The sequence below is a fragment of the Prauserella sediminis genome, assembly GCF_014195435.1.
Classification (GTDB): domain Bacteria; phylum Actinomycetota; class Actinomycetes; order Mycobacteriales; family Pseudonocardiaceae; genus Prauserella; species Prauserella salsuginis.
In genome coordinates this window covers 174,345-200,094 of sequence record NZ_JACIBS010000001.1, presented here as the reverse complement: position 1 = coordinate 200,094, position 25,750 = coordinate 174,345, and the positions used below count along the sequence as shown (strand labels likewise).

Annotated in this window: 22 protein-coding genes and 2 pseudogenes; 12 read left to right on the top strand and 12 right to left on the bottom strand. The window is 71.3% G+C overall.

The window, feature by feature from the left end; all coding sequences use genetic code 11:
• Window position 1 precedes the first annotated feature (1 nt).
• Window positions 2-742, bottom strand: coding sequence for a peroxide stress protein YaaA (yaaA, locus tag FB384_RS00885; RefSeq protein WP_183778238.1), 741 nt, complete (start codon window positions 740-742; stop codon window positions 2-4).
• Between the two features lie 113 nt (window positions 743-855).
• Between yaaA and FB384_RS00880 the strand changes: the two genes are divergently transcribed.
• Both FB384_RS00880 and FB384_RS00875 read left to right on the top strand, forming a co-directional pair.
• Window positions 856-2,604 carry a proline--tRNA ligase gene (locus FB384_RS00880; RefSeq protein ID WP_183778237.1) on the top strand — a complete coding sequence of 583 codons (1,749 nt, stop codon included), beginning with the start codon at window positions 856-858 and terminating at the stop codon, window positions 2,602-2,604.
• A 29-nt stretch (window positions 2,605-2,633) separates the two neighbouring features.
• Window positions 2,634-3,800: a hypothetical protein gene (locus tag FB384_RS00875; RefSeq protein WP_183778236.1), complete on the top strand. Its 1,167-nt coding sequence runs from the start codon at window positions 2,634-2,636 to the stop codon at window positions 3,798-3,800.
• A 40-nt stretch (window positions 3,801-3,840) separates the two neighbouring features.
• On the opposite strand, the gene FB384_RS00870 is transcribed toward FB384_RS00875, so the two are convergent.
• On the bottom strand, window positions 3,841-4,539 hold the full coding sequence (locus FB384_RS00870; RefSeq protein WP_258937446.1) for an HAD family hydrolase: 699 nt from the start codon (window positions 4,537-4,539) through the stop codon (window positions 3,841-3,843).
• A gap of 108 nt (window positions 4,540-4,647) precedes the next feature.
• Between FB384_RS00870 and FB384_RS00865 the strand changes: the two are divergent.
• A pseudogene (locus tag FB384_RS00865) lies at window positions 4,648-5,715 on the top strand (ABC transporter permease); the annotation flags it as partial.
• Here the strand turns inward: FB384_RS00865 and FB384_RS00860 are convergent.
• Complete coding sequence (locus FB384_RS00860) at window positions 5,659-6,075, bottom strand: YjbQ family protein (protein WP_183778233.1); 417 nt, start codon at window positions 6,073-6,075, stop codon at window positions 5,659-5,661. The pseudogene FB384_RS00865 and the gene FB384_RS00860 overlap by 57 nt on opposite strands.
• Before the next feature lie 157 nt (window positions 6,076-6,232).
• On the opposite strand from FB384_RS00860, the gene FB384_RS00855 reads away from it, so the two are divergent.
• The 4 genes from FB384_RS00855 to FB384_RS27610 all read left to right on the top strand — a co-directional run bounded on the left by FB384_RS00855 (window position 6,233) and on the right by FB384_RS27610 (window position 10,174).
• On the top strand, window positions 6,233-7,357 hold the full coding sequence (locus FB384_RS00855; RefSeq protein ID WP_183778231.1) for an NAD(P) transhydrogenase subunit alpha: 1,125 nt from the start codon (window positions 6,233-6,235) through the stop codon (window positions 7,355-7,357).
• On the top strand, window positions 7,358-7,690 hold the full coding sequence (locus FB384_RS00850) for an NAD(P) transhydrogenase subunit alpha (protein ID WP_183778228.1): 333 nt from the start codon (window positions 7,358-7,360) through the stop codon (window positions 7,688-7,690).
• Window positions 7,687-9,078 carry an NAD(P)(+) transhydrogenase (Re/Si-specific) subunit beta gene (locus tag FB384_RS00845; RefSeq protein ID WP_183778226.1) on the top strand — a complete coding sequence of 464 codons (1,392 nt, stop codon included), beginning with the start codon at window positions 7,687-7,689 and terminating at the stop codon, window positions 9,076-9,078. Before FB384_RS00850 ends, FB384_RS00845 begins: the two co-directional genes overlap by 4 nt.
• A 331-nt stretch (window positions 9,079-9,409) precedes the next feature.
• Entirely contained in the window at window positions 9,410-10,174 is a 765-nt protein-coding gene (locus FB384_RS27610; RefSeq protein ID WP_183785745.1) for a hypothetical protein, read from the top strand.
• Window positions 10,175-10,206: 32 nt separating this feature from the next.
• On the opposite strand, the pseudogene FB384_RS27605 reads toward FB384_RS27610, so the two are convergent.
• Window positions 10,207-10,260 (bottom strand): annotated as a pseudogene (locus tag FB384_RS27605) (hypothetical protein); the annotation flags it as partial.
• Between the two features lie 193 nt (window positions 10,261-10,453).
• Between FB384_RS27605 and FB384_RS00830 the strand changes: the two are divergent.
• The gene (locus tag FB384_RS00830; protein ID WP_183778224.1) at window positions 10,454-11,860 is read left to right on the top strand and encodes a dihydrolipoyl dehydrogenase family protein; all 1,407 of its coding nucleotides are present in this window, start codon (window positions 10,454-10,456) and stop codon (window positions 11,858-11,860) included.
• A gap of 21 nt (window positions 11,861-11,881) precedes the next feature.
• Here the strand turns inward: FB384_RS00830 and FB384_RS00825 are convergent, their stop codons facing one another.
• Window positions 11,882-14,212: a hypothetical protein gene (locus FB384_RS00825; protein ID WP_183778222.1), complete on the bottom strand. Its 2,331-nt coding sequence runs from the start codon at window positions 14,210-14,212 to the stop codon at window positions 11,882-11,884.
• 233 nt (window positions 14,213-14,445) lie between these two features.
• On the opposite strand from FB384_RS00825, the gene FB384_RS00820 reads away from it, so the two are divergent.
• Together FB384_RS00820 and FB384_RS00815 are read left to right on the top strand one after the other, a co-directional pair.
• Entirely contained in the window at window positions 14,446-14,937 is a 492-nt protein-coding gene (locus tag FB384_RS00820) for a DUF3145 domain-containing protein (RefSeq protein WP_183778220.1), read from the top strand.
• 126 nt (window positions 14,938-15,063) lie between these two features.
• Window positions 15,064-15,657 (top strand): hypothetical protein, encoded by a 594-nt coding sequence (locus FB384_RS00815; protein WP_323985081.1) that lies wholly within the window; start codon window positions 15,064-15,066, stop codon window positions 15,655-15,657.
• Window positions 15,658-15,738: 81 nt separating this feature from the next.
• On the opposite strand, the gene FB384_RS00810 is transcribed toward FB384_RS00815, so the two are convergent.
• From FB384_RS00810 to FB384_RS00780, 7 genes are all read right to left on the bottom strand, one after another.
• On the bottom strand, window positions 15,739-16,986 hold the full coding sequence (locus tag FB384_RS00810; protein ID WP_183778218.1) for a beta-ketoacyl-[acyl-carrier-protein] synthase family protein: 1,248 nt from the start codon (window positions 16,984-16,986) through the stop codon (window positions 15,739-15,741).
• 35 nt (window positions 16,987-17,021) lie between these two features.
• Window positions 17,022-17,267 carry an acyl carrier protein gene (locus FB384_RS00805; protein WP_183655120.1) on the bottom strand — a complete coding sequence of 82 codons (246 nt, stop codon included), beginning with the start codon at window positions 17,265-17,267 and terminating at the stop codon, window positions 17,022-17,024.
• Window positions 17,268-17,350: 83 nt separating this feature from the next.
• Entirely contained in the window at window positions 17,351-18,325 is a 975-nt protein-coding gene (locus FB384_RS00800; protein WP_183778216.1) for a beta-ketoacyl-ACP synthase III, read from the bottom strand.
• On the bottom strand, window positions 18,322-19,227 hold the full coding sequence (locus tag FB384_RS00795) for an ACP S-malonyltransferase (RefSeq protein ID WP_183778214.1): 906 nt from the start codon (window positions 19,225-19,227) through the stop codon (window positions 18,322-18,324). Before FB384_RS00795 ends, FB384_RS00800 begins: the two co-directional genes overlap by 4 nt.
• A 202-nt stretch (window positions 19,228-19,429) precedes the next feature.
• Entirely contained in the window at window positions 19,430-20,611 is a 1,182-nt protein-coding gene (locus FB384_RS00790) for a PucR family transcriptional regulator (RefSeq protein ID WP_183784753.1), read from the bottom strand.
• 759 nt (window positions 20,612-21,370) lie between these two features.
• Window positions 21,371-24,178, bottom strand: a complete 2,808-nt coding sequence (gene aceE, locus FB384_RS00785) for a pyruvate dehydrogenase (acetyl-transferring), homodimeric type (RefSeq protein WP_183778212.1) — start codon at window positions 24,176-24,178, stop codon at window positions 21,371-21,373.
• Window positions 24,179-24,229: 51 nt separating this feature from the next.
• Window positions 24,230-24,385, bottom strand: a complete 156-nt coding sequence (locus FB384_RS00780; protein WP_183778210.1) for a hypothetical protein — start codon at window positions 24,383-24,385, stop codon at window positions 24,230-24,232.
• Window positions 24,386-24,724: 339 nt separating this feature from the next.
• Between FB384_RS00780 and FB384_RS00775 the strand changes: the two genes are divergently transcribed.
• A complete protein-coding gene (locus FB384_RS00775; protein ID WP_183778208.1) occupies window positions 24,725-25,150 on the top strand; it encodes a DUF3052 domain-containing protein in 426 nt (141 codons plus the stop codon).
• A gap of 125 nt (window positions 25,151-25,275) precedes the next feature.
• Window positions 25,276-25,737: a peroxiredoxin gene (locus tag FB384_RS00770; protein ID WP_183778206.1), complete on the top strand. Its 462-nt coding sequence runs from the start codon at window positions 25,276-25,278 to the stop codon at window positions 25,735-25,737.
• Window positions 25,738-25,750 lie beyond the last annotated feature (13 nt).

The following is a 25,750-nucleotide window of genomic DNA, read 5'->3' as shown; positions in this document are numbered from 1 at the left end:
ATCAGTGGTCGGTGACGAGGACGAGGTCGGTCTCGCCCGCGCGCTCCATGGTCATCCCGGCCTTCTCCGCGACGGCCACGACCTTGTCCACAGTGGACGGTTCGGTGCGGCTCGTCGCCAGTGCGGCGGCGAGCCGGCCCTTGTAGGCCTTGTTGTGGTGACTGACGGTCTTGCGCTTGCCGGACGCGTCCTCGGTGACCACGCGCACCGTGACGGCGCCGGGGATCCGTGCCAGCGCCGCGTACGCACCCGAGCGCAGGTCCACGATCAGCTCGTCGGACTGCAGCATCGGCTCCAGCGCCGGGCGCCACACCGACCGCAGAGCCGCGAACCCGGGCAATGAGCTGCCGCCGGAGAGTCGGTAGGCCGGGATCGGGTCGCCCGCGCGGACGACACCGAACAGTGCCGACGCCACGGCGAGCCGGTCGTCGGCCCGGCCGGCTTCGGCACCGGTGAAGGAACCGGCGTCCAGCGCGTCGTAGAGCACGCCGGTGTAGCGCCGCAGTGCAGGCATCGTCGGCGACGTCCACAGCGCCGCGTTCCGCTCCACCTCACCCGCCTGCCGCTCGGAGAGCCCGAGTGCGGCCAGGCTCGCGGGCACGTCGGCGGCCAGTTCGACGAGTGCGTCGGCCAGCTTGCGCCGCACCGGGTTCAGTTCGGGCAGCGACAGCGCGTCCAGGTCGAGCGGGGCGCCGTCACCGCCTGCGGCCTTGGTCTCGGAAGGGGGCAACAGAACGAGCACGCCGTCCGAGGGTAGTGCCGCCCCGGCAGCGCTCCGATAACCGGTTGTCCCGGCCCGCGGCGCGCCGACTACCCTTCGTCCATCACCGCTTTCCGTCTCCCTAGGAGCACACCGTGATCACCAGGATGTCGTCGTTGTTCCTGCGCACGCTGCGTGAGGACCCGGCGGACGCCGAGGTGCCCAGCCACCGGTTGCTGGTGCGCGCAGGCTACGTCCGCCGTGCCGCTCCGGGCGGCTATTCCTGGCTGCCGCTCGGCCTGCGCGTACTGCGCAACATCGAGCGGGTCGTGCGTGAGGAGATGGACGCCATCGGCGCGCAGGAGATCCAGTTCCCCGCGCTGCTGCCGAAGGAGCCCTACGAGGTGACCGGCCGGTGGAGCGAGTACGGCGACACGCTGTTCCGCATCAAGGACCGCAAAGGCGCCGACTACCTGCTCGGGCCGACGCACGAGGAGCTGTTCACGCTCACCGTGAAGGGCGAGTACAGCTCGTACAAGGACTACCCGGTGATGCTGTACCAGGTGCAGACGAAATACCGGGACGAGGCGCGGCCCCGCGCGGGCGTGCTGCGCGGGCGCGAGTTCGTCATGAAGGACTCGTACTCGTTCGACCTCGACGACGAGGGGCTCGAGGCGTCGTACCAGAAACACCGCGCCGCCTACGTCAAGATCTTCGACCGGCTCGGGCTCGATTACGTGATCGTCGCGGCCACGTCGGGTGCCATGGGCGGTTCGGCGTCGGAGGAGTTCCTGGCGACCGCCGAGTCCGGTGAGGACACCTACGTCCGCAGCACCGACTCCGGCTACGCGGCCAACGTCGAGGCCGTCGTGACGCCCGCGCCGCCCGCGCGCTCGCTCGAGGGGCTGCCCGAGGCTCAGGTGCACCACACGCCCGACACACCGACGATCGAGACACTCGTCGACTTCCTCAACGGCGCAGGCCTCGGCCGCGAGTTCACCGCCGCGGACACGCTCAAGAACGTGCTGGTCAAGACGCGCATGCCCGGTACGAAGGAGTGGACCCTCCTCGGCATCGGCGTGCCCGGTGACCGCGAGGTCGACATGAAGCGCCTCGAGGCCGCGCTGGAGCCCGCCGAGGTCGCGTTGGTCGAGGAGGCCGACTTCACGGCGAATCCGTTCCTGGTCAAGGGCTACATCGGGCCGGGAGCACTGCAGGCGAACGGCGTCCGCTACCTCGTCGACCCGCGCATCGTCACGGGAACCGCGTGGGTCACGGGTGCGGACAAGGCCGACCACCACGTCGTCGACCTCGTGTGCGGTCGCGACTTCACCCCGGACGGCACCGTCGAAGCCGCCGAGGTGCGCGAAGGCGACGCCTCGCCCGACGGCAACGGCACGCTCGTCGCGGCGCGCGGCATCGAGATCGGCCACATCTTCCAGCTCGGCCGCAAGTACGCCGACGCGTTTGAACTCGACGCGCTCGGCCCCGACTCGAAGCCCGTGCGCATCACGATGGGTTCGTACGGCGTCGGCGTCTCGCGGCTGGTCGCGGCGATCGCCGAGCAGCACCACGACGAGCTCGGCCTGGTGTGGCCGCGTGCGGTGTCGCCCGCGGACGTGCACCTCGTCGTCGCGGGCAAGGACGACAGCGTGTTCGAGGGCGGCGAGCGCATCGCGGCCGAGTTGTCGCAGCGCGGCGTGTCGGTGCTCTTCGACGACCGCACCGTCTCGCCGGGCGTGAAGTTCGCCGACGCGGAACTCATCGGCGTGCCGACGATCGTCGTCGTGGGCAAGGGCCTCGCGAAGGGCGTGGTCGAGGTGAAGGACCGCGCCACCGGCGAGCGCACCGAGGTGGACGCCGACGCCGTCGTCGACCACCTTACGGGCCTCGTGCACGGCTGACCCGCCGGTGAACTGGGGGAGGGACACCGGTGATCTTCGGTCGCAGGAAGCGTGACGAGACGTCGGCGCGTTACGGCTACGAGGACAAGGCCGCGCTGAAGGGCGTCGGCGGTTACGAGCCCGCCGACCCGGGTGACGCGTACCGGCCGCAGTCGTCACCCACGCCCGATCCCACCGCCCACCATCCGGCGGTGCACCGCCCGGCCACGCCGTACCCGGCGACGGACGGGCAGGGGACGCAAAACTCGGCAACCCAGGACCCGGCAACGCAGAATCCGGCGACCTGGAATCCGGCAGCGCCGGGCACCACGCCCCAGAACACCGCACCCCACGGTCCGGCGACCCAGCCGCAGTCGGCACCGGGTGAGCCGGGCCAGCAGGCCCCGCCGCAGGGCTCTGGCGGTCAGGTGCCGCCGCCCCGGGTGAAGACGTCGAGCACCAAGCGCCGCGGCGGCGGCTGGGCGTTCGTGCTCGTGGTGGCGCTCGTCTACGGCCTGCCGCAGTTGCTCGGTGTGTTCGACGGCGACGACGACACGAGCGCCGACCCGGACCCGGTCGAGTCGACCTCCGAGTACACCCCGCCGCCGGTCACGCGGGTCAGCGTGCCGCCCGCGGTCGACGGGTGGCAGTCGGTGGCCGGTGGCGACGGCGCCTACGCCTACGACGTCCCGCCGGAATGGCAGCCCGAACAGGGGGTCGTGCACGGCTGGGAGCCCGGCGGCGGCTATGACGACCGGTTCTCGCTGTCGACGTCGGCGTTCGCGGGCAAGGAGTGCGACGACGCGACGCATGCCGGCGGCGCCGGTGTCACCAGCTACGACCGGCCGGTCGACGCTGCGGCCCGGCCGCTCGTCGAGGAGGTGTCGGCGCGGGCCTACGCCGCCGACGGCGGTGCGAAGCCCCAGGTGCGCGTGGCTGCCGAGGACGCGGGCCGGTTCACCGGCGGGGAGAGTGGGCGGACGCGGTCGCTGATCGCCGAGGTGACGCCCGCCGAGCCCGGAGGCTGCGTGCCGGAGCGTGCCGTCGTGGGCACCAGGGCCGTCGAGGCCGCCGAGGGCGACGGCACCGTGGTGGCGCTCGTCGTCTACGCCGACGCGCAGCTCGTGTCCGAGGAGGACGTCCGGCGGATCCTCGACAGTTTCCGCGGGGTTCCGGAGTCCGACCGCAGCACGGTGACGGTCACGCCGACCGGCTGACCGCACTCCGGGCGCCGCAGGCGGGGTGCGTGCGCACCGTCTATCCCAGGATGGCCGCCAGTGCGGCGTCCGTGTCCCCGAGGTCGGGCAGGACGGCGTGGGCTCCGGACACGCGCAGTGCGTCCATGTCGTGCCTGCCCGTCGCGACGGCCACGGCGACGGCGTCGCACGCGAGCGCGGCTGCGACGTCGTTGGGGGTGTCGCCGATGACGACGACCTGCTTCGGGGCGCGGCCGTGTTTGGCGGCGGCGAGTTCGACGGCCTTCGCGACGAGTTCGGGGCGGTGGGCCGACAGCGAGCCGTAGCCGCCGATCTCGAAGTCCAGGTGCGGGTGCAGGCCGAACGCGCTCAGCTTGTGGCGGGCGATCGCGGGCAGGTTGCCGGTCACCAGCGACTGCACCACGCCGTCGGTTCCGGTCAGCCGGGTCAGCACGTCGGTGACGCCGGGCAGGACCGTTCCGCGGGCGCGCAGGTCGTCGGCCGGATCGGTGGCGAGTGCGGTGAGTTCCTGCCACAGCCGGTTGACCAGGTCGGGTGTCGGTTCGACCCCGTGCGCGGTGAGCAGCTCGGTTGTGATCGCGAGCTCGGTCCGGCCGGGAAACGGCGGCATCCGTTCGAGGGTGATGCCCGCGACCGTCGCGAGCGCTTTCCGGTACCAGTCGCCGCCGCTGCCGGACAGGTCGACGAGCGTGAGGTCGATGTCCCAGAGCACGAGGTGATCGGGCTGGCTGAGGGTCACGCGGCACACGGTATCGGACCGCTTTTCAACAAGCGTTGACATCTTCCCCGGGGGCGTGTGTACCTTGAATTCAACAGTCGACGAATTTTTCGGGTAAGGGAGATCGCCATGTCGGAGACCGGGACGCGGGCGCGCACGCTCGTCGTGGGCACGGCGGTGGCGGGCGCGCTGGTCGCGATCGTGCTGGGATTCCTCACTTTCGGCGCGCAGGTGAGCGCGCAGCCGCATCGGCTCCCGGTGGCCGTGGCCGTGCCGGGGGACGCTCCGCCACCCCTTCACGCGGCCGCCGAACGCGTCGCCGCGACCGGTGGGGAAGCGCTGGAGTGGCGGGTCGTCGATCCCGCCGACGGCCGCGCGCTGCTCGTCGACCAGGACGTCTACGGCGTGCTTGAACTCGGGGTCGGCCGCGACGGGCTCACGATCACCGCGGTGACGTCCGGCACCGTCAACCCGGCGGGAACGCAGATCGCCGGGCAGGCCGTCGCCACAGCGGGGCAGCGGATCGCCGGTGCCCTCGGCGAGACGGCGGTGTCGCCGCCGGTGCGCACGGAGACCATCCACGACACTGGCCCGGCCGGACGGACGGCACCGCTCGGCATCAGCGCGCTCGCGTGGGTCGGCGGACTGGCCGGCTCGGCGCTGCTGGCGGTGCAGGTGCGCCGCGGCCGGTTGCGTCCGGGAACCGGTGCACGGTGCGCGCACCTGGCACTCACCGGAGCGCTCCTGACCGGCGTCCTCGCCGGATTCCTGGCGCTGTGGAACTCGTCGTGGGACCTCGGCTGGCCGGTGCTGGGCTTCCTCGCCCTGACCGCGACCGCCTTCGTCGCGGTGCAGGGCGCGCTGTTGCGGTGGCTCGGGTTGCCTGCGATGGCCGTGCTCGGGCCGCTCTACCTGCTGGCACCCTCGGTCGCCTCGCAGGTGCCGGAGACGCTCGAACCGGCCTACCGAGTGCTGTTGTGGTCCTGGACGCCGCTGCGATTCCCCGCCGAGGGGCTGCGCAGTCTGCTCGCCGAATCACCGGGTACGGACCAGGTCATCGTCGCGGTCTGGGTGCTCGGCGCGATGCTCGTGGTCGGCGTAGGCGCGCTGTTGTGGCCGCGGCGGAACACGGAGCGGGGTTCAGCCGGCGAGGAAGCTGAACCGGACGCGGCGGACGGCGTTGTCGATGTTGGTGTCGACGAGACAGACCGACTGCCACGTGCCCAGGGCGAGAGCCCCGCCGAGCACCGGCACGGTCGCGTACGGCGGTAGGAACGCGGGCAGCACGTGGTCACGGCCGTGGCCGTGACTGCCGTGGCGGTGCCGCCACCGGTCGTCGCGGGGCAGCAGCTCGTCGAGGGCGGCGAGCAGGTCGTCGTCGCTGCCCGCGCCGGTTTCGAGGACTGCCAGTCCGGCGGTCGCGTGCGGTACCCACACGTGCAGCAGGCCGTCCTCGGCCCCGCCCGGCACATCCGCGAGGAAGCGTTCCACCTCGCGTGTCAGGTCGGCCACCACCGCACTGCCTCCGGTGCGGATCTCGATCTCGGTGGAGTGCATGCCCCCACCGTACGCAGCGCGGGCGAGATCCGCGGAGACGATCACCTGCCAGCTTGCGCTTCTACGCCACGCCTCCACGGCACACAAGAGGTGATCTCCGTTACATCATGGTCCATGATGGTGATCGACAGGTTCCTCGACGAGGAGGACGTGCAAGGTGGCAGGACCGCTGACGGTCGGTGTCGTGGCCGAGACGGCGCCGGGGGAACGACGGGTCGCACTGGTGCCGAAACTTGCCGAGCGCCTGGCAGGCCGGGGGCTGCGGGTCGTGATCGAACCGGGGGCGGGCAGCAGGGCGGGGCTGCCCGACGAGCTGTACACCGCCGCCGGTGCGGAGCTCGGGGCCGGGGCCTCCGGCGGTGACGCGGCCGATCCCCGTCGCAGCGACATCGTGCTCACCGTGACGCCACCGTCCGAGGAGGACATCGCGCGGCTCACGGCCGGCACCGTCCTCATCGGATTCCTCGACCCGCTCGGCGCCCCCGAACGGGTCCAGGCCCTCGACAGCGCCGGGATCGTCGCGCTGGCCGTCGAGTCGATCCCGCGGATCTCACGGGCACAGGCGATGGACGCGCTGTCGTCGCAGGCGAACGTCTCCGGGTATCGAGCCGCGCTGCTCGCGGCCCAGCTCGCGCCCCGGTTCTTCCCCATGCTCACGACAGCCGCAGGCACGGTGCCGCCAGCGACGGTGCTCGTGCTCGGCGCGGGCGTCGCCGGGCTGCAGGCACTCGCGACGGCGAAACGGCTCGGCGCACAGGCGACCGGCTACGACGTGCGTCCCGAGGTCGCCGAACAGGTGCGGTCGGTGGGTGCGCAGTGGCTGGACCTGGGCATCGAGGCGATCGGCGACGGCGGCTACGCCCGCGAACTCACCGACGACGAACGCGCCGAGCAGCAGCGCAGGCTCACCGAGGCCATCAGCGGCTTCGACGTCGTGATCACCACGGCGCTCGTGCCCGGCCGCACGGCGCCGACCCTCGTCACCGCCGACGCCGTGCGGGGGATGCGGCCCGGCAGCGTCGTCGTCGACCTGGCAGGGGCGACCGGCGGCAACTGCGAGCTGACCCAGCCCGGCGAGGACGTCGACGTCGGCGGCGTGACGATCAGCTCGCCGCTCAACCTGCCCGCCGGGATGCCGTTGCACGCCAGTGAGTTGTACGCACGCAACCTCGTCGAACTGATCGAACTGCTCGTGGACTCCGAGGGCCGGTTCGCGATCGATCCGGCCGACGAGATCGTCGCCGGCGCCTGTGTCGCCGGCAGGCCGGAGGAGGTGGCGTAGGTGCCGATCGAAAGCATCGCGATCCTGGTGCTCGCCGGATTCGTGGGCTACACCGTGATCTCCAAGGTGCCCAACACACTGCACACCCCACTGATGTCGGGGACGAACGCCATCCACGGCATCGTGCTGCTCGGCGGGCTCATCGTGCTCGGCCACGGCGTCGACGGGGTACTGAACAAGATCCTGCTGGTCGTGGCCATCGCCTTCGGGATGATCAACGTGGTGGGCGGATTCCTCGTCACCGACCGCATGCTCGGCATGTTCAAGCAACGGCCCGGCGGGCAACGGTCCGGCGGACGCGGTGCCGGCGGGCGTGAGGGGGGCGAGCAGTGACCACGCTCGTCTCCGTGCTCTACATCGTCGCGTTCGTCCTGTTCATCTACGGCCTCATGGGGATGACGGGGCCGCGCACCGCGGTCCGGGGCAACTGGATCGCGGCGGCCGGCATGGCGATCGCGGTCGTCGCGACACTGCTGCTGCCCGGCATGGGCAACTGGCTGCTCATCGCGCTCGGACTCGGTATCGGGGCGGTGATCGGCGTGCCCGCGGCCCGACGGGTGAAGATGACCGCGATGCCGCAGATGGTGGCCCTGTTCAACGGTGTCGGCGGCGGCGCGGTGGCGCTGATCGCGTGGGTGGAGTTCCGCGTGACCACCGGCTACGAGGACGAACCGCTGTACGTGGCGATCGCGTCGCTGTTCGCGGCGATCGTCGGCTCGGTGTCGTTCTGGGGCTCCGGTGTCGCGTTCGGCAAATTGCAGGAGATCCTTCCCGGCAGGCCGGTGACGCTGGGACGGTTGCAGCAGCCGCTGAACATCGTCCTGCTGGCGGCCTCCGTCGCGTTCGCCGTGATCATCGCCTCGGGCGGGCGGTCCGAATGGTTGATCATCGGCGTGCTGGTCGCCGCGGGCCTGATCGGTGTCATGGTGGTGCTGCCGATCGGCGGTGCCGACATGCCGGTGGTGATCTCGCTGCTCAACGCGTTCACCGGGCTGTCGGCCGCGGCGATGGGCCTCGCGCTGGACAACACGGCACTGATCGTCGCCGGCATGATCGTCGGCGCGTCCGGGTCGATCCTCACGAACCTCATGGCGCAGGCCATGAACCGCTCCATCCCGGCGATCCTCGCCGGCGGGTTCGGCGGGGCCGCTCCGGGTGGTGCGGCGACCGTGAGCGGCGCCGGGGGTCGCCCCGTGCGCAGCACCAGTACGGCCGACGCCGCGATCCAGCTCGCCTACGCCGGTCGCGTCATGGTCGTGCCCGGCTACGGGCTGGCGGTCGCCCAGGCGCAGCACGCCGTCCGTGAGATGGCCGACCTGCTGGAGGCCAAGGGCATCGACGTGGCCTACGCCGTGCACCCCGTCGCCGGGCGTATGCCGGGGCACATGAACGTGCTGCTGGCCGAGGCCGATGTGCCGTACGAGGCGCTGAAGGAGATGGACGAGAGCAACTCGGCGTTCCCGCAGGTGGACGTGTCGCTCGTGATCGGCGCGAACGACGTGACCAATCCGGCCGCACAGTCCGATCCGAGTTCCCCGATCTACGGCATGCCGATCCTCAACGTCACGTCGAGCCGGTCGGTGATCGTGCTGAAACGCTCCATGGGTTCCGGGTTCGCGGGCATCGACAACGCCCTGTTCACCGACGAGAAGACGGCCATGCTGTTCGGCGACGCCAAGGAATCCGTCGGCGGCATCGTCGAAGAGCTGAAGGCGTTGTGAGCCGGTACGGTCATGTGTGCGGCCCGAAACCGGTGAGTGCCGGCACGGTGAGCGACCGGTGAAGGGCCCGGTATGAACGCCCGCCGCGAACGGCTCGGTGTTGACGGCCCGCCGCGAACAGCCTGCCGCGCACAGCCCGTTGTGAACAGCCCGTTGTGAACAGTCGAGTGCCGGTGGGTGGCCGGGAGCTCAGTGGGCGGCCGAGAACGTGACCTGCGGGATCGGCGGCTTCGGGCGTGCCTTCCCGGTGGAATGCTCCGGGGCGGACTGCGGCTCCGGGGAGGACTGCGACCCCGCCGTGGCTTGCGGTTCCGCGGCCGGCTGAGGAGCGGTGGGCTTCTCGGGCGCGGTCTTCGTGGCTGCGGTCTTCGTGGCTGTGGTTTTCGCTGTGGTGGTTTTCGTCGTGGCCGGGCCCTGCTTGGCGGTGGAGGTCGTCGCGGCGGTCGAGCCTGTCGTGACCGCCGATGTCTTCTTGACCGCCGAGTTTTTCTTGGCGGCCGACGTCTTCTTGGCTGTCGCGGTCTTCTTGGTTCTCGACGTCGTGGTGCCCGCCGAGTCCTCGCCGGTGGTCGGGGTCGTCGCCGCGGTCGTGGTTTCCGGGGCGGTCGTGGTCGTCGCGGCGCGCTTCCTCGTGGTGGTCTTCGCGGCACCGCGCGCGGTCGAACCGGATTTCGCCGCGCCGGTCTTGGCCGCGCCGGTCTTGGCCGCGCCGGATTTCGCCGCGCCGGCCTTCGTGGCTGCGGTCTTGGCCGCCGAAGCCTTCGAGGTGGTGGCCTTCGAGGTGGTGGTCTTGCGCGCCGTCTTCGGTGTCGTCGCCGTGGTTGCGCCGGGCGAGTCCGTGGCGGTCGTCGTCGCGGCTGCGGACTTGCTCGTGGCGGCCTTGCTCGCGGCGGTCTTCTTCGCGGTGGCCTTGGTCTCGGTCGTCTTCTTCGCGGTGGTGTTCTTCTCGGCGGTCTTCTTCGTAGCCGGTTGCGTGGCGGCGGCCCGTTTCGAAACCGTCTTCGTCCCCGGCGCCGCGGCTGTGCCGGAGGAGCGGGAAGTGATCATCCGGCGGGGACTCTTGCGCCCGCCGGTGCGGCGTCCGCTGTCGGCGTAGCGGGTGAGGGTGGTGCGCAGAATCTCGGCGTTGGCCGTGGCCAGGTCGATCTCGTAGTGAACGCCATCGAGCGCGAACCGCACCATCTCGTGGGCGGGTTCGCCACTGATGTCGTCGAGCACCTCGACCGCCGTGTTCCGTGCCACCAACGTCCTCCGCGTTTTCGTGTGTGCGCGGGCGTTCCCGCCGTCCCGTGGGCTGTCGGCCCGCGTTGTCCGCTCCCTGGCGAGGGTAGTTGCCGGGTTGCGGGGGAGTGCGCGGTGGTGTGCGCTCGACGGTATGGCACAGCATGCGTATGACGTCGTGGTCATCGGAGCCGGTCCGGTCGGGGAGAACGCGGCCGCCCGTGCCGTGGGTGGCGGTCTGACCGTTGCCCTCGTCGATCACGAACGGTTCGGCGGGGAGTGTTCGTACTGGGCGTGTATCCCGAGTAAGGCGTTGTTGCGACCGGGAAATCTGCTCGCGGCGGTGCGGCGCATGCCGGGGGTCGACCACGACGGCGGGCTCGACCCGGCCGCGGTGTTCGCCCGCCGTGATGCGTTCACCAACGGCGGGGACGACAGTGCACAGGTCGACTGGGTCCGCAGTGCGGGTATCGAGCCGGTACGCGGGCACGCGCGGATCACCGGGGAGCGGGAGGTGACCGTCGGTGGTGACGTGTTCCACGCGCGGCAGGCCGTGATCGTGTGCACCGGCAGTGTGGTGCGGATGCCGTCGGTTGCGGGACTCGAGCAACTGCCCGCCGAGTTGGTGTGGACGTCGCGGGATGCGACCACGGCGTCGGCCGTGCCGAAGCGGCTGGCGGTGCTGGGTGGTGGTGTGGTCGGTACGGAGATGGCGCAGGCGTGGGCGCAGCTGGGCGCCGAGGTGCACCTGCTGATGACCGGACCGCGACCGCTGCCCGCCTACCCTGAGTTCGCCGGGGACGCGGTCGCCGACGGGCTCCGTTCCGCCGGTGTCCGGCTGTATCCGGACACCACAGCCGAACAGGTGTCCGAAGTGGATGGCGCAGACGTGGGTGCCGTGCGGATCGCGCACAAGGGTGATGTCGTCGACGCCGACCGGCTGTTGATCGCCACGGGCCGCAAGCCTGCGACGGCGGAGCTCGGACTCGACGCCGTGGGACTGGAACCGGGCGATCCGATGCCGGTCGACGACAACGGTCTCGTGTCCGGAGTGGACGGCGGCTGGCTGTACGCCGCCGGTGACGTCACCGGCCGTGCTCCGCTGACGCACCAGGGCAAGTACCAGGCACGCATCGTCGGCGACGTCGTGGCTGCGGCGGCCCGCGGGGACACCGTGTACCGGTCGCCGTGGAGCTCCCACACCACGACCGCCGACCACCACGCGGTGCCGCAGGTGGTGTTCACCGACCCCGAGGTGGCCTCGGTCGGCGTGCGCGAGCCCGCGGGAGCGGGACAGCGGGCCGTGGAACTGGACATCGCGGTCGCGGGATCCGCGCTCCACGCCGACGACTACGCGGGCCGGTTGCGCGCGATCGTCGACACGCGGCGGGACGTGCTTCTCGGCATGACGTTCGTCGGCCCCGACACCGCCGAGCTGTTGCACGGCGCCACGATCGCCATTGTCGGCGAGGTGCCGCTGCACCGGCTGTGGCACGCCGTGCCGGCATTCCCGACCATCAGCGAGGTCTGGCTCCGGTTGCTGGAGGAGTACGGCCTGTGACGGGGCCGCGGGTCGGCGCGTTCAGTCGTTGAGCTTCACCAGGCCGAGCGCGGCCTCGGCGGCTTCGGCGACCTCGGATGAGTCGTCCGAGGCGCGGTCCCGCGGTGACGCCAGCACGAGCCGCACCGTGGACCCTTCGAGATCGCTGACGTAGGCGGCGCCCGACCAGTCCGGTGCGGGCGGCGTCCACCGGCCGGATGCGGTCGCGAGGTCACGGATCGTGCCGGTGCCCGGGGTGTCGGCGACCTGGAGGAATCGCTGCGCCGCCTGCTCGTCGGGGAAGGTGAGGGCGGCCACCGAGACGGCTACGTCGGTGCCACCGACCGTGGTGTCGAAACTGCCACGGCGCAGTTCCGTGCATCCGCCGTCGGCCAGTGCCACGCTCAGGTCGCCCACCGCATGCGCTGCGCACTCCTCGGTGAGCTGTGCCGCGCGCTGAGTGAACTCCAACCCGCCCGCACGCATGCGGATCGGCTGGTGCTCCTCGTCCCCGCCGCCCATGACGCTGAACGTGATGATCACGACGAGGGCCACGACGAACACGGCACCGGCTGTGATCCACCGCCACGTCCGCGCCGACAATCGCCGCCACCAGGGCTGCCGCGCCGCGCCGACCCGCATCGGCGCCCCTCCGGCGGGAGCACCCGCGGCGGGCGCGGCCCGCGACCCCCGGTTCGCACCGGGCCGGGTGGTTCCGGTCTGCGTGGCCGCCGACTGTGTGGCTGCTGACTGTGTGGCTGCGGGCGGTCCGGACGGTTGAGCCTGCATGCCCGCCTGGGGCGGGTGCCCGGTCGGGGGCGCCGCCATCGGGAAAGGGGCGGAGCCGGCGGTCCGCGCACCGGGCTGTGTCCCCGGTGCCGCCGCGGCCTGACGGCCGGCCGCCTGTTGCGCGTCGGCGGGCGGAGCCGGTGCCGCCCGCCCGGGCGTGGCGGGCTGTGTGGGCGGCACCGTGGCGGGCGCGCTCGCCGCGGTCGGGGCGGCGGTGGTCGACGCCGTGGCCGGCGCGCCGCCGCCCGTGGCGGTCGGAGCCGTGGTGCTCGGGCTCGGGGCCGTGGTGCTGGGGGTCGGGGCCGCGGAGCTGGGGGTCGCGCTGCTCGGAGTCGTCGGGTTCGAAGTCGTCGGGTTCGAAGTCGGAGCGTTGGGACCTGGAGCGTTGGGACCCGGAGCGTTGGGAGCTGTGTCGAGTGGGGTCGGAGCGCTTCCGCTGGTGGCCTCCACAGTCGTGGTGCCGGGCGCTGGGCTACCGGAAGCTGAGGCACCGGAAGCTGAGGCACCGGAAGGTGCGGTGTCGGGGGGCGTGGCCGTGGTGGTCGGAGCAGCGGTGGTCGATGCCGTGGTGGTCGACGCCGCGGTGGTCGACGCCGCGGTGCCGGTTCCGGACGAGTCGGGGTGCGGCGGGTTGTCGAGGGCTTCGGTGTCGGCGTCGTCGGTCAGCGGGTCGGAGTCGTCGGCCGGGGAGCCCGGGGAGCCCGGAGCGTCGGGTCTCGCATCCGGAGTCGGGGTGGTGCCGGACCGCGGAGCCGGGGACGGGGCCGGAGCCAGGGTGCCGGCACTTCCGTCCTGCCCGTGATCCCCCTGTCCGCCCGTCGCAGGTGCGGCCACACCGGCCACACCGGCCACACCGGCGGCGCCGGGCCACGCGGTGGCAGGCGAGGCTGCGGCAGGCCACGCTGCGGCAGGCGAGGCTGTGGCAGGCGAGGCTGTGGCAGGCGGTGTCGTGGCAGCCGAGGTCGTGGGGGCGAAACCCTCACCGGCGAGAGTGTCGTCGTCGAACTCGGTGTCGGGGGACAGTGCGGCGACGACGGCACGCGCCTGCTCGACCGTGAGCGGCTGCGGTGCGAAGGACAGGGAGACGATCGAGGCCAGCAGGCTCGTCGAGGTCGGATACACGATGCGGACCGGGCCGGAGAGTTCGTCGGCCGGCTGTTCGACGTGCTCGACGAACGGTCCCACGGCGATGATCGTCCCGACCGCGGTGCCGGGGGAGCCGACTGCCGTCCGGACTCGCTCCGCCACCCGGTCGGACACCGCCAGCGCCTCGGCGGAGGGGTTCCCCGCGTCCGAACCGGAGTCGTCGTCGCTGCGGGTGAGTGGCCAGTCGTCGGCCTTCCACACGCCGCGCAACGGCGCTTCCAGTCTGATGGCCGGATCGGGCAGGTCGACGCCGACGACGACCACGACGCCATGACCTGTGATGATCACCGCGTCGACCGGGGTGTCGGTCCCCGGAGGTTGCACACCGACCAAGCCGACTCCGCCGACCCTGTCGTCGCCGCGTCCGAGGGAGGTCAGCGCCGCACGGATGTCCGGCGAGATCTGCGCGGGACGGGTCGAGAACCGGACGAGTCGCACCCCTCATGCCTCCCTGCGCCTGGCGAACTGGCATCGGGAATCTACCGGCTCGCCGGGTGGGACGGGTCCACCTGGCCCAGGTCGAGGTGTGAACTGTGGGGTCCGTGTGGCGCAATGGGCTCCTGCGGTGCAAAATGTGCGAGAGAAAACTGAAGCGGTGTTCATGCACTGGGCTCGGCGGGTTCGCGAGGTCGTAGGGGAAGACGCCCCTCGTCGAACAGCGGAGGTCAGCAGTGAGCACACGTGGCGTTGTGTACGTCCACTCGTCGCCGTCTGCGGTGTGTCCGCACGTCGAGTGGGCGATTTCAGGCACGCTCAGCACGCGTGCCGAGTTGCGCTGGACTGCGCAGCCTGCGGCACCCGGCCAGCTGCGCGCGGAATGCGAGTGGCGCGGTCCGGCGGGGATCGCGGGTAAGCTGGCCGGCGCGCTCAAGGCGTGGCCGATGGTCCGGTTCGAGATCACCGAGGAACCCAGTCCGGGCGTCGATGGTCAACGGTTCTGTCACGTGCCCGGCCTGGGCCTGTGGCACGCGCGTACCAGTGCCAACGGCGACATCGTGGTGCCCGAGGACCAGCTGCGCAGCCTGGTCGCCAAGAGCCGCGCCTCCGAGCAGCTCGCGCACAAGATCGACGAATTGCTCGGGGCGGGCTGGGACGAGGCGCTCGAACCGTTCCGGCACGCCGGGGACGGGGCGCCGGTGACGTGGCTGCACCAGGTCGGCTGATCGGTCGGACGGCCGGTCCGGTCGGCTGAGGGCGTTCGCCCGGGCGCGCCGCGGGCTCACGGGCCGGTGCGGCGTGGTCGGCCGTTCGCCGGGCACGAGGTGCCGTGAGAGCAGTAGTCTGGACCGGTGCCGACCACGTCTCTACCGCACCGGCGCTGGCTGGTGCCGGTGCTCGTCGCGGTCGTGGCGCTGACTGTCGGGGGCGGACTCGTCGCACGGGAGGTGTACCAGTCGCCGTCCCGGACGTCGCGGCCCGCGGCCCCGGCGACTTCCGCCGCACCGAACTCGGTGGAACCGGCCGATCAGCCCGGCCCCACGCGAGTGCAGCTCACGAGCGATGCGGCCGCCCATCCGGACGCCAAGGTCGTGCGTGGTGTGCTGCAGAACTATTTCGACGCCATCAACCGGCGTGACTACGACCTGTGGGTCACGACGGTCGTCGCCGAACGCGCCGCGCTGCAGAGCGAACAGGAGTGGCGGGAGAACTACCGCAGCACCCAGGACGGCAGTATCCGGGTGTATCGGATCGAAGCCGCACCCGACGACGGGCTGACGGCGCTGCTCGGCTTCACAAGCGTGCAGGACGCCGCGGACGCGCCGGATGATCTGCAGTCCGACTGCATCCGCTGGCGCCTGGCGTTCCCGCTCACAAAGGCGGAAGGGGATTGGCGGATCGGCACGGTCCCGCCGGGGACGGTGCCGGAACAATCCCGCTGCTGACGCGGGCGCGCTGTCGGCTCGGACCAGCAATCCTCCGGACAACTGGCCCGAGCCGACAGTCGGTGTTCAGACCATCGCCGTTCAGGCTGTGGTGAACAGCAGCGCGGTGTTGTGGCCGCCGAAGCCGAACGAGTTGCTGATCGCCGCCGACAGTTCCACCTTGCGCGGTTCGCCGGCGACGACGTCGAGCTCCACCTTCGGGTCGAGCTCGCCGAGGTTGAGGGTCGCCGGCACGATGCCGTGGTAGATCGACAGCAGCGTGGCGATGCCTTCGACCGCGCCCGCACCGCCGACCAGGTGGCCGAGCGCGCTCTTCGGCGCGGTCACCACCGGATGGTCGCCGAGCGCCGCACGGATGGCTGCGGCCTCGCCGACGTCGCCGACCACCGTCGACGTCGCGTGCGCGTTGACGTGCCCCACGTCGCGGGCGGTGATGCCGGCGTGCTCGATGGCCTCGCGCATCGCCGCGATCTGGCCGATGCCGTCCGGGTGGTTGCCCGTGATGTGGTAGGCGTCCGACGTGATGCCGGTGCCGGCGACCTTGCCGTACACGCGCGCTCCGCGCGCTTCGGCGTGGGCCGCGCTCTCCAGCACCACGACGCCCGCACCCTCGCCGAGCACGAACCCGTCGCGGTCGACGTCGAACGGCCGTGAGGCGTGTTCCGGGTCGTCGTTGCGGGTCGACACGGTGCGCGCCTGTGCGAACCCCGCGATCGTGATCGGGTGGATGCACGCCTCGGCGCCACCGGCGACCACCACGTCGGCCTTGCCGGAGCGGATCATGTCGAAGGCCTTCGCGATACCTTCCGCGCCCGACGCGCACGCCGACGCGGGCGAATGCACGCCGGCACGGGCCCGGAGCTCGATGCCGACATGAGCGGCGGGCCCGTTCGGCATCAGCATCGGCACGGTCAGCGGCGACACCTTCCGCATGCCGTGCTGTTCGAGGTTGTCGTCCTGCTCGAGCAGCGTCACCGGACCGCCGATGCCGGTCCCGATCGACACGCCGAGCCGTTCCGGTTCGACGTCCTCGCCGTCGTCGGACGGCAGGGCGAACCCTGCGTCCTCCCAGGCCTGCCACGCCGCGATGAGCGCGACCTGCTCACAGCGATCGAGCCGCCGGGCCCGCACGCGCGGGATCTTCTCGGTCGGCTCCTCGGCGAGGGTGGCGCCGATGCGGACCGGGAGATCGTAGGTCTCCGCCCAGTCCGTCTCGAGGGCGCGAACGCCGCTGCGCCCGGCGAGCAGACCGTCCCAAGTGGACGTCACATCCGGTCCGAGCGGCGTGGTCGCACCGATACCGGTGATCACGACGTCGGTGTTGCTCATGTGGGGTCTCCCCGAGGTAGCCGGCCGAGTGGCGTTTACTTGGAGTTGGCGGCGACGTAGTCCACGGCGTCGCCGACCGTCTTCAGGTTCGCGAGTTCGTCGTCCGGGATCTTCACGCCGAAACGGTCCTCGGCCTGCACGGCGATCTCGACCATGGACAGCGAGTCGATGTCGAGGTCGTCCACGAACGACTTCTCGGCGGTCACGTCGTCCTTGGCGACACCGGCGACCTCCTCGACGATCTCGGCGAGTCCGGTCAGCAGCTCCGTCTTGTCAGCCACTTTGGTGTTCCTTTCGTTGCTTGTGGATAGATGGTCGGGACGAACACTAACGGACCAGGCCGCTTCGTCGTCCGCGTTTCGGGTTAAGGGCAGATGAGGACCTGTCCCGCATACGACAGACCGGCGCCGAAACCGACGGCCAGTACGACGTCGCCCGACGAGACGGTGCCCGCCGCGCGCATGTGGTCGAGCGCGAGGGGGATCGACGCCGACGAGGTGTTGCCGGAGTAGCGGATGTCGTCGGCGACCACCATGTCATCGCGCGCCCCCTGGGCCCGCAGCCGCTTGGCGATCGACTCGACGATGCGCAGGTTGGCCTGATGCGGGATCAGCACGTCCACATCGGATAGCGCGAGGCCCGCACGCTCGACGGCCTCCGTCGCGACGGGGGCGATCTGCGTGGTCGCCCAGCGGAACACCGACTGTCCCTCCTGGAACAGGTACTTGTGTTCGCGCATGTAGATCATGTCGACCTGGTCGCCCGCGCTGCCCCACGACACCGGTCCGATGCCCGGTTCGTCCGACGGTCCGACCAGCGCCGCACCCGCACCGTCGGCGAAGATGATCGCCGTCGAGCGGTCGGCCGGGTCGACGACGTCGGTGAGCTTCTCGGCGCCGATGACCAGGACCTTGCCTGCCGAACCGCCGCGGATCAGGTCGGAGGCGAGCGCCAGCCCGTAGCAGAACCCGGCGCACGCGGCGTTGATGTCGAACGCGCCGGCACCCGCGATCCCGATCCGGTCGGCTACCTGAGCGGCCGCGTTGGGGATGGGGGAGGGCATCGTGCAGTTCGGCAGGATGACCGTGTCGACCTCGGAGGGGTCCGTGCCCGCGTCGGCGAGCGCCTTCGCTCCCGCGGTGACGGCCATGTCGACCAGTCGCTCGTCCTCGCTCGCGAAGCGGCGTTCCACGATGCCGACGCGCTCGCGGATCCACTGGTCGCTGGTGTCCATGTGCTGCGCGAGCTCGTCGTTGGTCACCGCCCGGTCGGGCTGCGTGCTGCCGATGCCGAGTACGCGGGTCGCGGCGGGTCCCTGCCGGAGGGTCAGCGCGCTCATGCGGCGGGGTCCACGTCGTCGATATCACCGGGCTTCTTGAGTGCGACCGTGGAGGTGACGGTGCCCTTGAGTTCGCGGCGGACGAGACCGCTCAGCGTCCCCGCGGGCGGCAGTTCCGCGGTGGCGGTTACGCCGAGGCCGGTGAGGCCCTGCATCGTCAGGTCCCACCGCACCGGTTTCGTGACCTGCGCGACGAGGCGGTCCAGGTACTCGGCGCCGTCGATGACGACGGCGCCGTCGGCGTTCGACAGCAGCGGCCGGGTGGGGTCGGCGGGGGAGAGGCTCGCGACGTGCTCCCGCAGCGTCTCCTCGGCCGGGGCCATGTACCGGGTGTGGAACGCGCCGGCCACCTGCAGCGGGCGCACCTTCGTGCCCGCCATCGGCTCGGCGACGATCGCCTCGATCGCCTCGGCCGAGCCGGACGCCACGATCTGGCCCGCCCCGTTGCGGTTGGCCGCTGCGAGGTCGTGGTCGGCCAGCCAGGCGACGACCTCGTCCGGGTCGCCCAGCATGACGGCCGCCATGCTGGTGGGCTCGAGCGCGCAGGCCTTGGCCATCGCGGCGCCGCGTGCGGCCGCCAGCGCGACGGCCTCCTCCGCGGGGAACACACCGGCGATCGCGGCGGCGGCCAGCTCACCCACCGAGTGGCCGGCCACGGGCGCGTCGGAGGGTGTCTCGGGCAGGTACTCGGCGGCCAGCAGCGAGGCGGCCACGGTCAGCGGCTGGGTGATCGCGGTGTCGCGGATCTCCTCGGCGCCGGCCTCGGTGCCGAGGTGGACGAGGTCGAGGCCTGTCCTCTCGGACCACTCCTGTAGCCGCCGGCGGGCACCGTCGAGTTCGAGCCAGTCGTTGAGCATGCCAGGGGATTGCGCACCCTGGCCCGGGCATAGCAGCGCGATCACGTCACCAGACAACACGCTGGCGGGTCGGTGCGGGGATGCCGACGCTTCACGAACTCGGGCCGCCTCGGTTGTGGGAAGCCTACAAACGTTTTCTGCGTCCGCCGTTGTCCTGCGAGATCACCTTGTCGGTTCTGCGCAGTTCGATCGTGGTCCGGGGCATGATCGTGATCGTTGTCACGGCACCCGGCGGGACGGTGGGCGGTCACCACTGGCTGCGGGCACCGGCGAGCCTGCTCGCGGCCAGCGCCACGCGCAATACGAGTGCATCCCGAGGATCGGCGGCGTTGCGGCCGGTCAGTTCGGCGGCCTTGCGCAGCCGGTAGCGCACCGTGTTCGGGTGCACGAACAGCTGGCGGGCGCACATCTCGAGGACACCGCCGGTCTCCAGATATCCCTCGACGGTGGCCAGCAGCGCGGGGCCCGCCTCCTCCAGTGGCTTGGCGATCTCGTCGACGAGCCGCCGTTCCGCGGACGGGTCACCCGCGAGGGCGCGTTCGGGCAGCAGGTCGACCGAGCGCACCGGACGCGGCGCGCCGGGCCACGCGACGACCGCGCGCATGGCCGACAGGGCTTCGGCGGCGCTGGCGTGTGCCTCGCCCAGGCCTGCGACCGTCGGTCCCGCGACGATCGGCCCGTCGCCGAACGCCGCCGCCAGGGTGTCCAACAGGGCGCCGTCGCGGGCCTGCTCGTCGTCCGCGCCGCCCGCCACCACGACGAGCCGGGTGCCCTGTACCCCCAGCAGGACGGGACAACCGGCGCGCGCGGCCCGGCTGCGCACTTCGAACACGACGGTCGGTGGATCGTCCGACGGCGACGTGCCGACCATCACCGTCGCACTGGCCGCGGGGTCCCAGCCGAGCGCGGCAGCGCGTGAGAGCACCGACTCCTCGGCGTCGCCGCGCACGATGCCGTCGACGACGAGCGCCTCCAGGCGGGCGTCCCACGCGCCCCGGGCCTCCGCGGCCGCGGCGTAGGAGCTCGCGGCGGCGAACGCCACCTCGCGGCCGTAGCGCAGGATGCCTTCGACGAGCGCGGCGTTCTCCGCCTCGTCCGCGGCGAAATCGGGCAGCTGCTGTTCGAAGACCTCGATCGCCAGCCGTACCAGCCCGACGGTCTGGCGCAGGCTGATCCAGCGCGAGAGGTCGCGCGGGGCGGCGCGGAACGCTTCGGTCGTCAGTTCCAGGGCGTGTTCGGGGTCCCGTAGCCAGCGGACGAACCCCGCAGCGCCGGTCTGGGTGATGAGCAGGACGCTGGCGCGCTGGTCGGCGGGCAGCCTGCTGAACCAGGACAGCCGCTCCTCCATGGCGGCGACGCTGGCCTTGGCGAGGCTGCCCGAGGCGCGCTCCAGCTCGCGCAGCGTCCGGGCCGACAGCCGGTTCGGCATCCCCGTGATGCCTGGTTCCGGATCGGGCGACGACGCCGGGGTCGCGTCGGCCGGAGTCGCGTCGGTCGGGGTCGGGTTCGCCGGGGTCGGGGACTTGGCGCGTGAGGCTTTTCCGGCCTTCGCGGGTGTCGGCCCCGTCGAGGCCTTGGGGGTGGTCGGGGACGCCGTTCTCGCGCCCCTGTTCGACCGGGTGCGCCGGGGATCGTCGGAGGTCATTTGCCTGCGATCGTACGTCGCCCGCGGTCGGAGCGGCCACGGCGGAGCGGCACCCGCCGAGCCGGTCGCGCCCGCAGGGGCGGCCACGGCGGAGCGGTCGCGCCCCTCGGGGTCGCCGGGCACCGGTCGGCGTGGTGGCCCCGGCCGGCCCTGCGGTGCGGCGACCCCGGTGTGCTCTGCGAAACCGGCAGACCCTGCGACCCTGCGAAACCGGCAGGCCCGCGAAACCGGCAGACCCTGCAAATCCGGTAGACCCGCGAAACCGGCAGACCCTGCAAATCCGGCAGACCATGCAAATCCGGCGGGCCCGCGAAACCTGCAGATCATGCGAAACCGCCCGATGCGGCGATGAATCGCTGCATCGGGCGGTTTCGTTCTCCCCGGTCCCCACCGGTGATTCCACTATGGACCGGCGAGATCGTTGCTGGCCAGGGGCCTCACTCGTTCGTGGAACGACCTCACGCGAACGGCGAAACCGCCCGCGCGATGGCCTCACTTTCAGTGGTGGGCGTCATCCTTTTCGTCCGGAAACTCCTGCGGAGATCAGGCCACACCGGAGTCGGACGTCTGCGGTCCGGCCGCGCCGACGTCGTCGATCCGATACTGCTGTGCCGCACGGGACACCGTGGCCTGGTCGACCGCGCCCTGCTTCGCCAACGCCGTGAGCACGCCGACTGTGATCGACTCGGCGTCGACCAGGAAGTGGCGGCGCGCCGCCGGGCGCGTGTCGGAGAAGCCGAAGCCGTCGGTACCGAGCGTGAGCATGTCGCCGGGCACCCACGGGCGGATCAGGTCCGGCACCGCCCGCATCCAGTCGGACACCGCCACGAACGGACCGTCCGCGCCCTGCAGCGCCTCGGTCACGTACGGCACACCCGGCGTCTCGCCCGGGTTCAGGAAGTTGTCCCGGTCCACGTCCACGGCGTCGCGGCGCAGCTCCGTCCACGACGTGGCCGACCACACCGCGGCGCGCACGCCCCACTCGTCGAGCAGCATCTGCTGCGCCCGCAGCGCGTCGGGCATCGTCACGCCGGAGACCAGGATCTGCGCCTCCGGACCGTTGCCCGCCGGTGCCTCGGCGTAGCGGTACAGGCCCTTGAGCAGGCCGTCCACGTCGAGCCCCTCCGGCTCGGCCGGCTGCTGGTACGGCTCGTTGTAGATGGTGAGGTAGTAGAAGACGTTCTCGCCGTTGCCGTCGGGGCCGGTCTCGCCGTACATGCGGCGCAGGCCGTCCTTGACGATGTGGGCGATCTCGAACGACCACGCGGGGTCGTACGTCACCGCGGCCGGGTTCGTGGCCGACAGCAGGATGGAGTGGCCGTCGGCGTGCTGCAGGCCCTCACCCGTGAGGGTGGTGCGGCCCGCGGTGGCGCCCAGCACGAAGCCGCGCGCCATCTGGTCGGCCGCGGCGTACAGGCCGTCGCCGGTGCGCTGGAACCCGAACATCGAGTAGAAGATGTAGATCGGGATCATCGGCTCGCCGTGCGTGGCGTAGGACGTGCCGATCGCCGTGAACGACGCCGTGGAGCCCGCCTCGTTGATGCCCTCGTGCAGCAGCTGACCCTGCTCGGACTCCTTGTAGGCCAGCATCAGCTGCGCGTCGACCGAGGTGTAGGTCTGCCCGTGCGGGTTGTAGATCTTGTTCGTGGGGAACATCGAGTCGAGGCCGAAGGTGCGCGCCTCATCAGGGATGATCGGCACGATGCGCTGGCCGAGCTCGGCGTCCTTGGCCAGCTCGCGCACGAGCCGGACGAACGCCATCGTCGTGGCGACCTCCTGTTTGCCCGACCCCTTCCGGATCGTGTCGTAGACCTTGTCGCCAGGCAGCGTGAGCGGCTTGGCGCGGGCGGGACGGCGCTCCGGCACGTAACCGCCGAGGGTCTTGCGGCGGCCCTGCATGTACTCGATCTCGGGCGAGTTCTCACCCGGGTGGTAGTACGGCGGCAGTTTCGGGTCGCGCTCGAGTTCCTCGTCGCTGATCGGGATGCGCTGGGCGTCCCGGAACGTCTTGAGGTCGTCGAGGGTCAGCTTCTTCATCTGGTGCGTGGCGTTGCGGCCCTCGAACGCCGGGCCCAGGCCGTAGCCCTTGATCGTGTGGGCGAGGATCACGGTCGGCTGGCCGTGGTGCTCCATCGCCGCCTTGTAGGCCGCGTACACCTTGCGGTAGTCGTGCCCGCCGCGCTTGAGGTTCCAGATGTCGGCGTCGGAGAGGTCCTTGACGAGGTCCTTCGTGCGCGGGTCGCGGCCGAAGAAGTGCTCGCGGACGTAGGCGCCGTCGTTGGCCTTGTACGTCTGGAAGTCACCGTCAGGGGTGACGTTCATGAGGTTGACCAGCGCGCCGTCGCGGTCGCCGTGCAGCAGCGCGTCCCACTCGCGGCCCCAGACGACCTTGATGACGTTCCAGCCCGCACCGCGGAAGTAGGCCTCCAGCTCCTGGATGATCTTGCCGTTGCCGCGGACCGGACCGTCGAGGCGCTGCAGGTTGCAGTTGATGACGAAGGTCAGGTTGTCGAGGCCCTCGCCCGCGGCGACGTGGATGAGGCCGCGTGATTCCGGCTCGTCCATCTCGCCGTCGCCGAGGAACGCCCACACGTGCTGGTCGCTGGTGTCCTTGATGCCGCGGGCGTGCAGGTAGCGGTTGAATCGCGCCTGGTAGACGGCGTTCATCGGGCCGAGGCCCATCGACACCGTCGGGTACTCCCAGAACTCGGGCATCAGCCGCGGGTGCGGGTACGACGGCAGGCCGCCGCCCTCACCTGCGTGGGAGAACTCCTGGCGGAAGCCGTCCATCTGGTCGGCGGTGAGCCTGCCTTCGAGGAAGGCGCGGGCGTAGATGCCGGGGGAGGCGTGGCCCTGGATGAAGACGTGGTCACCGCCGCCCGAGTGGTCCTTGCCCCGGAAGAAGTGGTTGAAGCCCACCTCGTACAACGCCGCCGACGAGGCGTACGTGGAGATGTGCCCGCCCACGCCGACGCCGGGGCGTTGCGCCCGGTGCACCATGACGGCCGCGTTCCACCGGATGTAGGCGCGGTAGCGGCGCTCGAGCTCCTCGTCGCCGGGGAACCACGGCTCGTTCTCGGTGGGGATGCTGTTGACGTAGTCCGTCTCGGTGAGCGGAGCGACGCCGACGTTGCGCTCCCGTGCCCGTTCCAGTACCCGCAGCAGCAGGTACCGGGCGCGCTGCATGCCGCCGGTGGCCAGCGCTGCGTCGAAGGAGTCGAGCCATTCGCCCGTCTCCTCCGGGTCGATGTCGGGCAGGTGTGCCGCCAGGCCGTTGCGGATCACGTGGACGCGCGCCGGGTTGCCCTGGCCGGTGTCGTCGCGCCCGGCCTTGTCGTTCTGCGGGGCCAAGGGGTCTCCTCGCCAGTCGTCGCTGTTGTTTCCAGCTTCTCGTCACTGTTGTCACTGCGGTTGTTCGGGACGCGCCTCGTCCGAGGTCCGGCCGCCGGATGCGCGCGGGTGTTCGGCGCGGTCCGGCGAGCCGGGCACGGATTCGGTGCGGTGACCCGGTGTGGGCCGTTCGAGGGACATGGTCGTCGCATCCACGAGCCTTGTCATCGCTACTCGGCGGTAACGCTGACGCGGCGGTTTCCCGGTCATCGGCCCCGGTCAGTCCCCTGTCGGGGACCGGTGAGCCCACCCTAGACCCGCCGCGCTCGCGGCGTGTGTCGAGTCGGTTCCATGCCTCTTCTACGCGCGCGCGTGCGCGCGCGTCAACTCCGGGTTCCGGCAGGACTGCGGCCGCGCCGGCGTGCGATGCTGGGCACAGGCGACGGGCCAGATCCGGTGTGGACGGTTGCATCGGAGCCGCGCTCAGTGTTCGCTTGACCCAACCGTGTAAGCAGTGCGGCCGGAATCCGCCGGTCGCGCATCGTCGTTCGTTGGAGGATTGAAGTCGTGGTCGCCGCGGGAGACGCTGATCAGCACAGCGTCGCCGAGAGGCTTGGCATCAAGCCGGACATGGTGGTCCAGGAGATCGGCTGGGACGAGGACGTCGACGACGACCTGCGCGCGGCCATCGAGGAGCACACCGGTGCGGAACTGCTCGACGAGGATGCGGACGAGGTGATCGACGTGGTTCTGCTGTGGTGGCGGGACGGCGACGGCGACCTCGGCGACGCCCTCGTCGACGCCAGGGCGCCCCTCGACGACGAGGGCGTCGTGTGGGTGCTGACCCCGAAGACCGGGGAGGCGGGTCACGTCGAGCCCAGCGAGATCGCGGAGGCCGTGCCGACCGTGGGCCTGTCGCAGACCTCCAACCTGTCGGTCGGGGACGGCTGGACGGCGACGCGGCTCGTGCCGCGGTCCACGTCCCGTCGCTGAGATCATCCGCCGTAGATCACCGGCGCCCGCTGTGGCCCTGTCGGGTCGCGTTAGGGTGGACGGGCACATGCGGCCGCGCCGGGTCTCGGCGGGCCGGACGAGCACGCGCGCGAGAGGAATCTCCTATGGCGGTCGAGGTCGGTTCGCAGGCCCCGGACTTCACGCTGAACGACTACAACAAGCAGGAAGTCACCCTGTCGTCGTTCCGCGGGGACAAGCCGGTACTGCTGGTCTTCTACCCGTTCGCGTTCAGCGGCATCTGCCAGGGTGAGCTCTGCCAGCTCCGTGACGAGTTCGCCGACTACGACAACGAGGGCGTGCAGGTTCTCGGCGTCTCGGTGGACACCCCGTTCTCGCTCAAGGCGTGGGCCGAGCAGCAGGGCTACCAGTTCCCGCTGCTGTCGGACTTCTGGCCGCACGGCGAGGTCGCCACGAAGTACGGCGTGTTCAACGACCAGGCCGGTCTCGCGGTGCGCGGTACCTTCCTGATCGACAAGGAAGGCGTCGTCAAGTACGCCGAGGTGAACCAGCCCGGCGAGCCGCGTGACCAGGAGGCCTGGAAGAAGGCCGTCTCGGAGCTCGGCTGACGAGGTTGTCGGG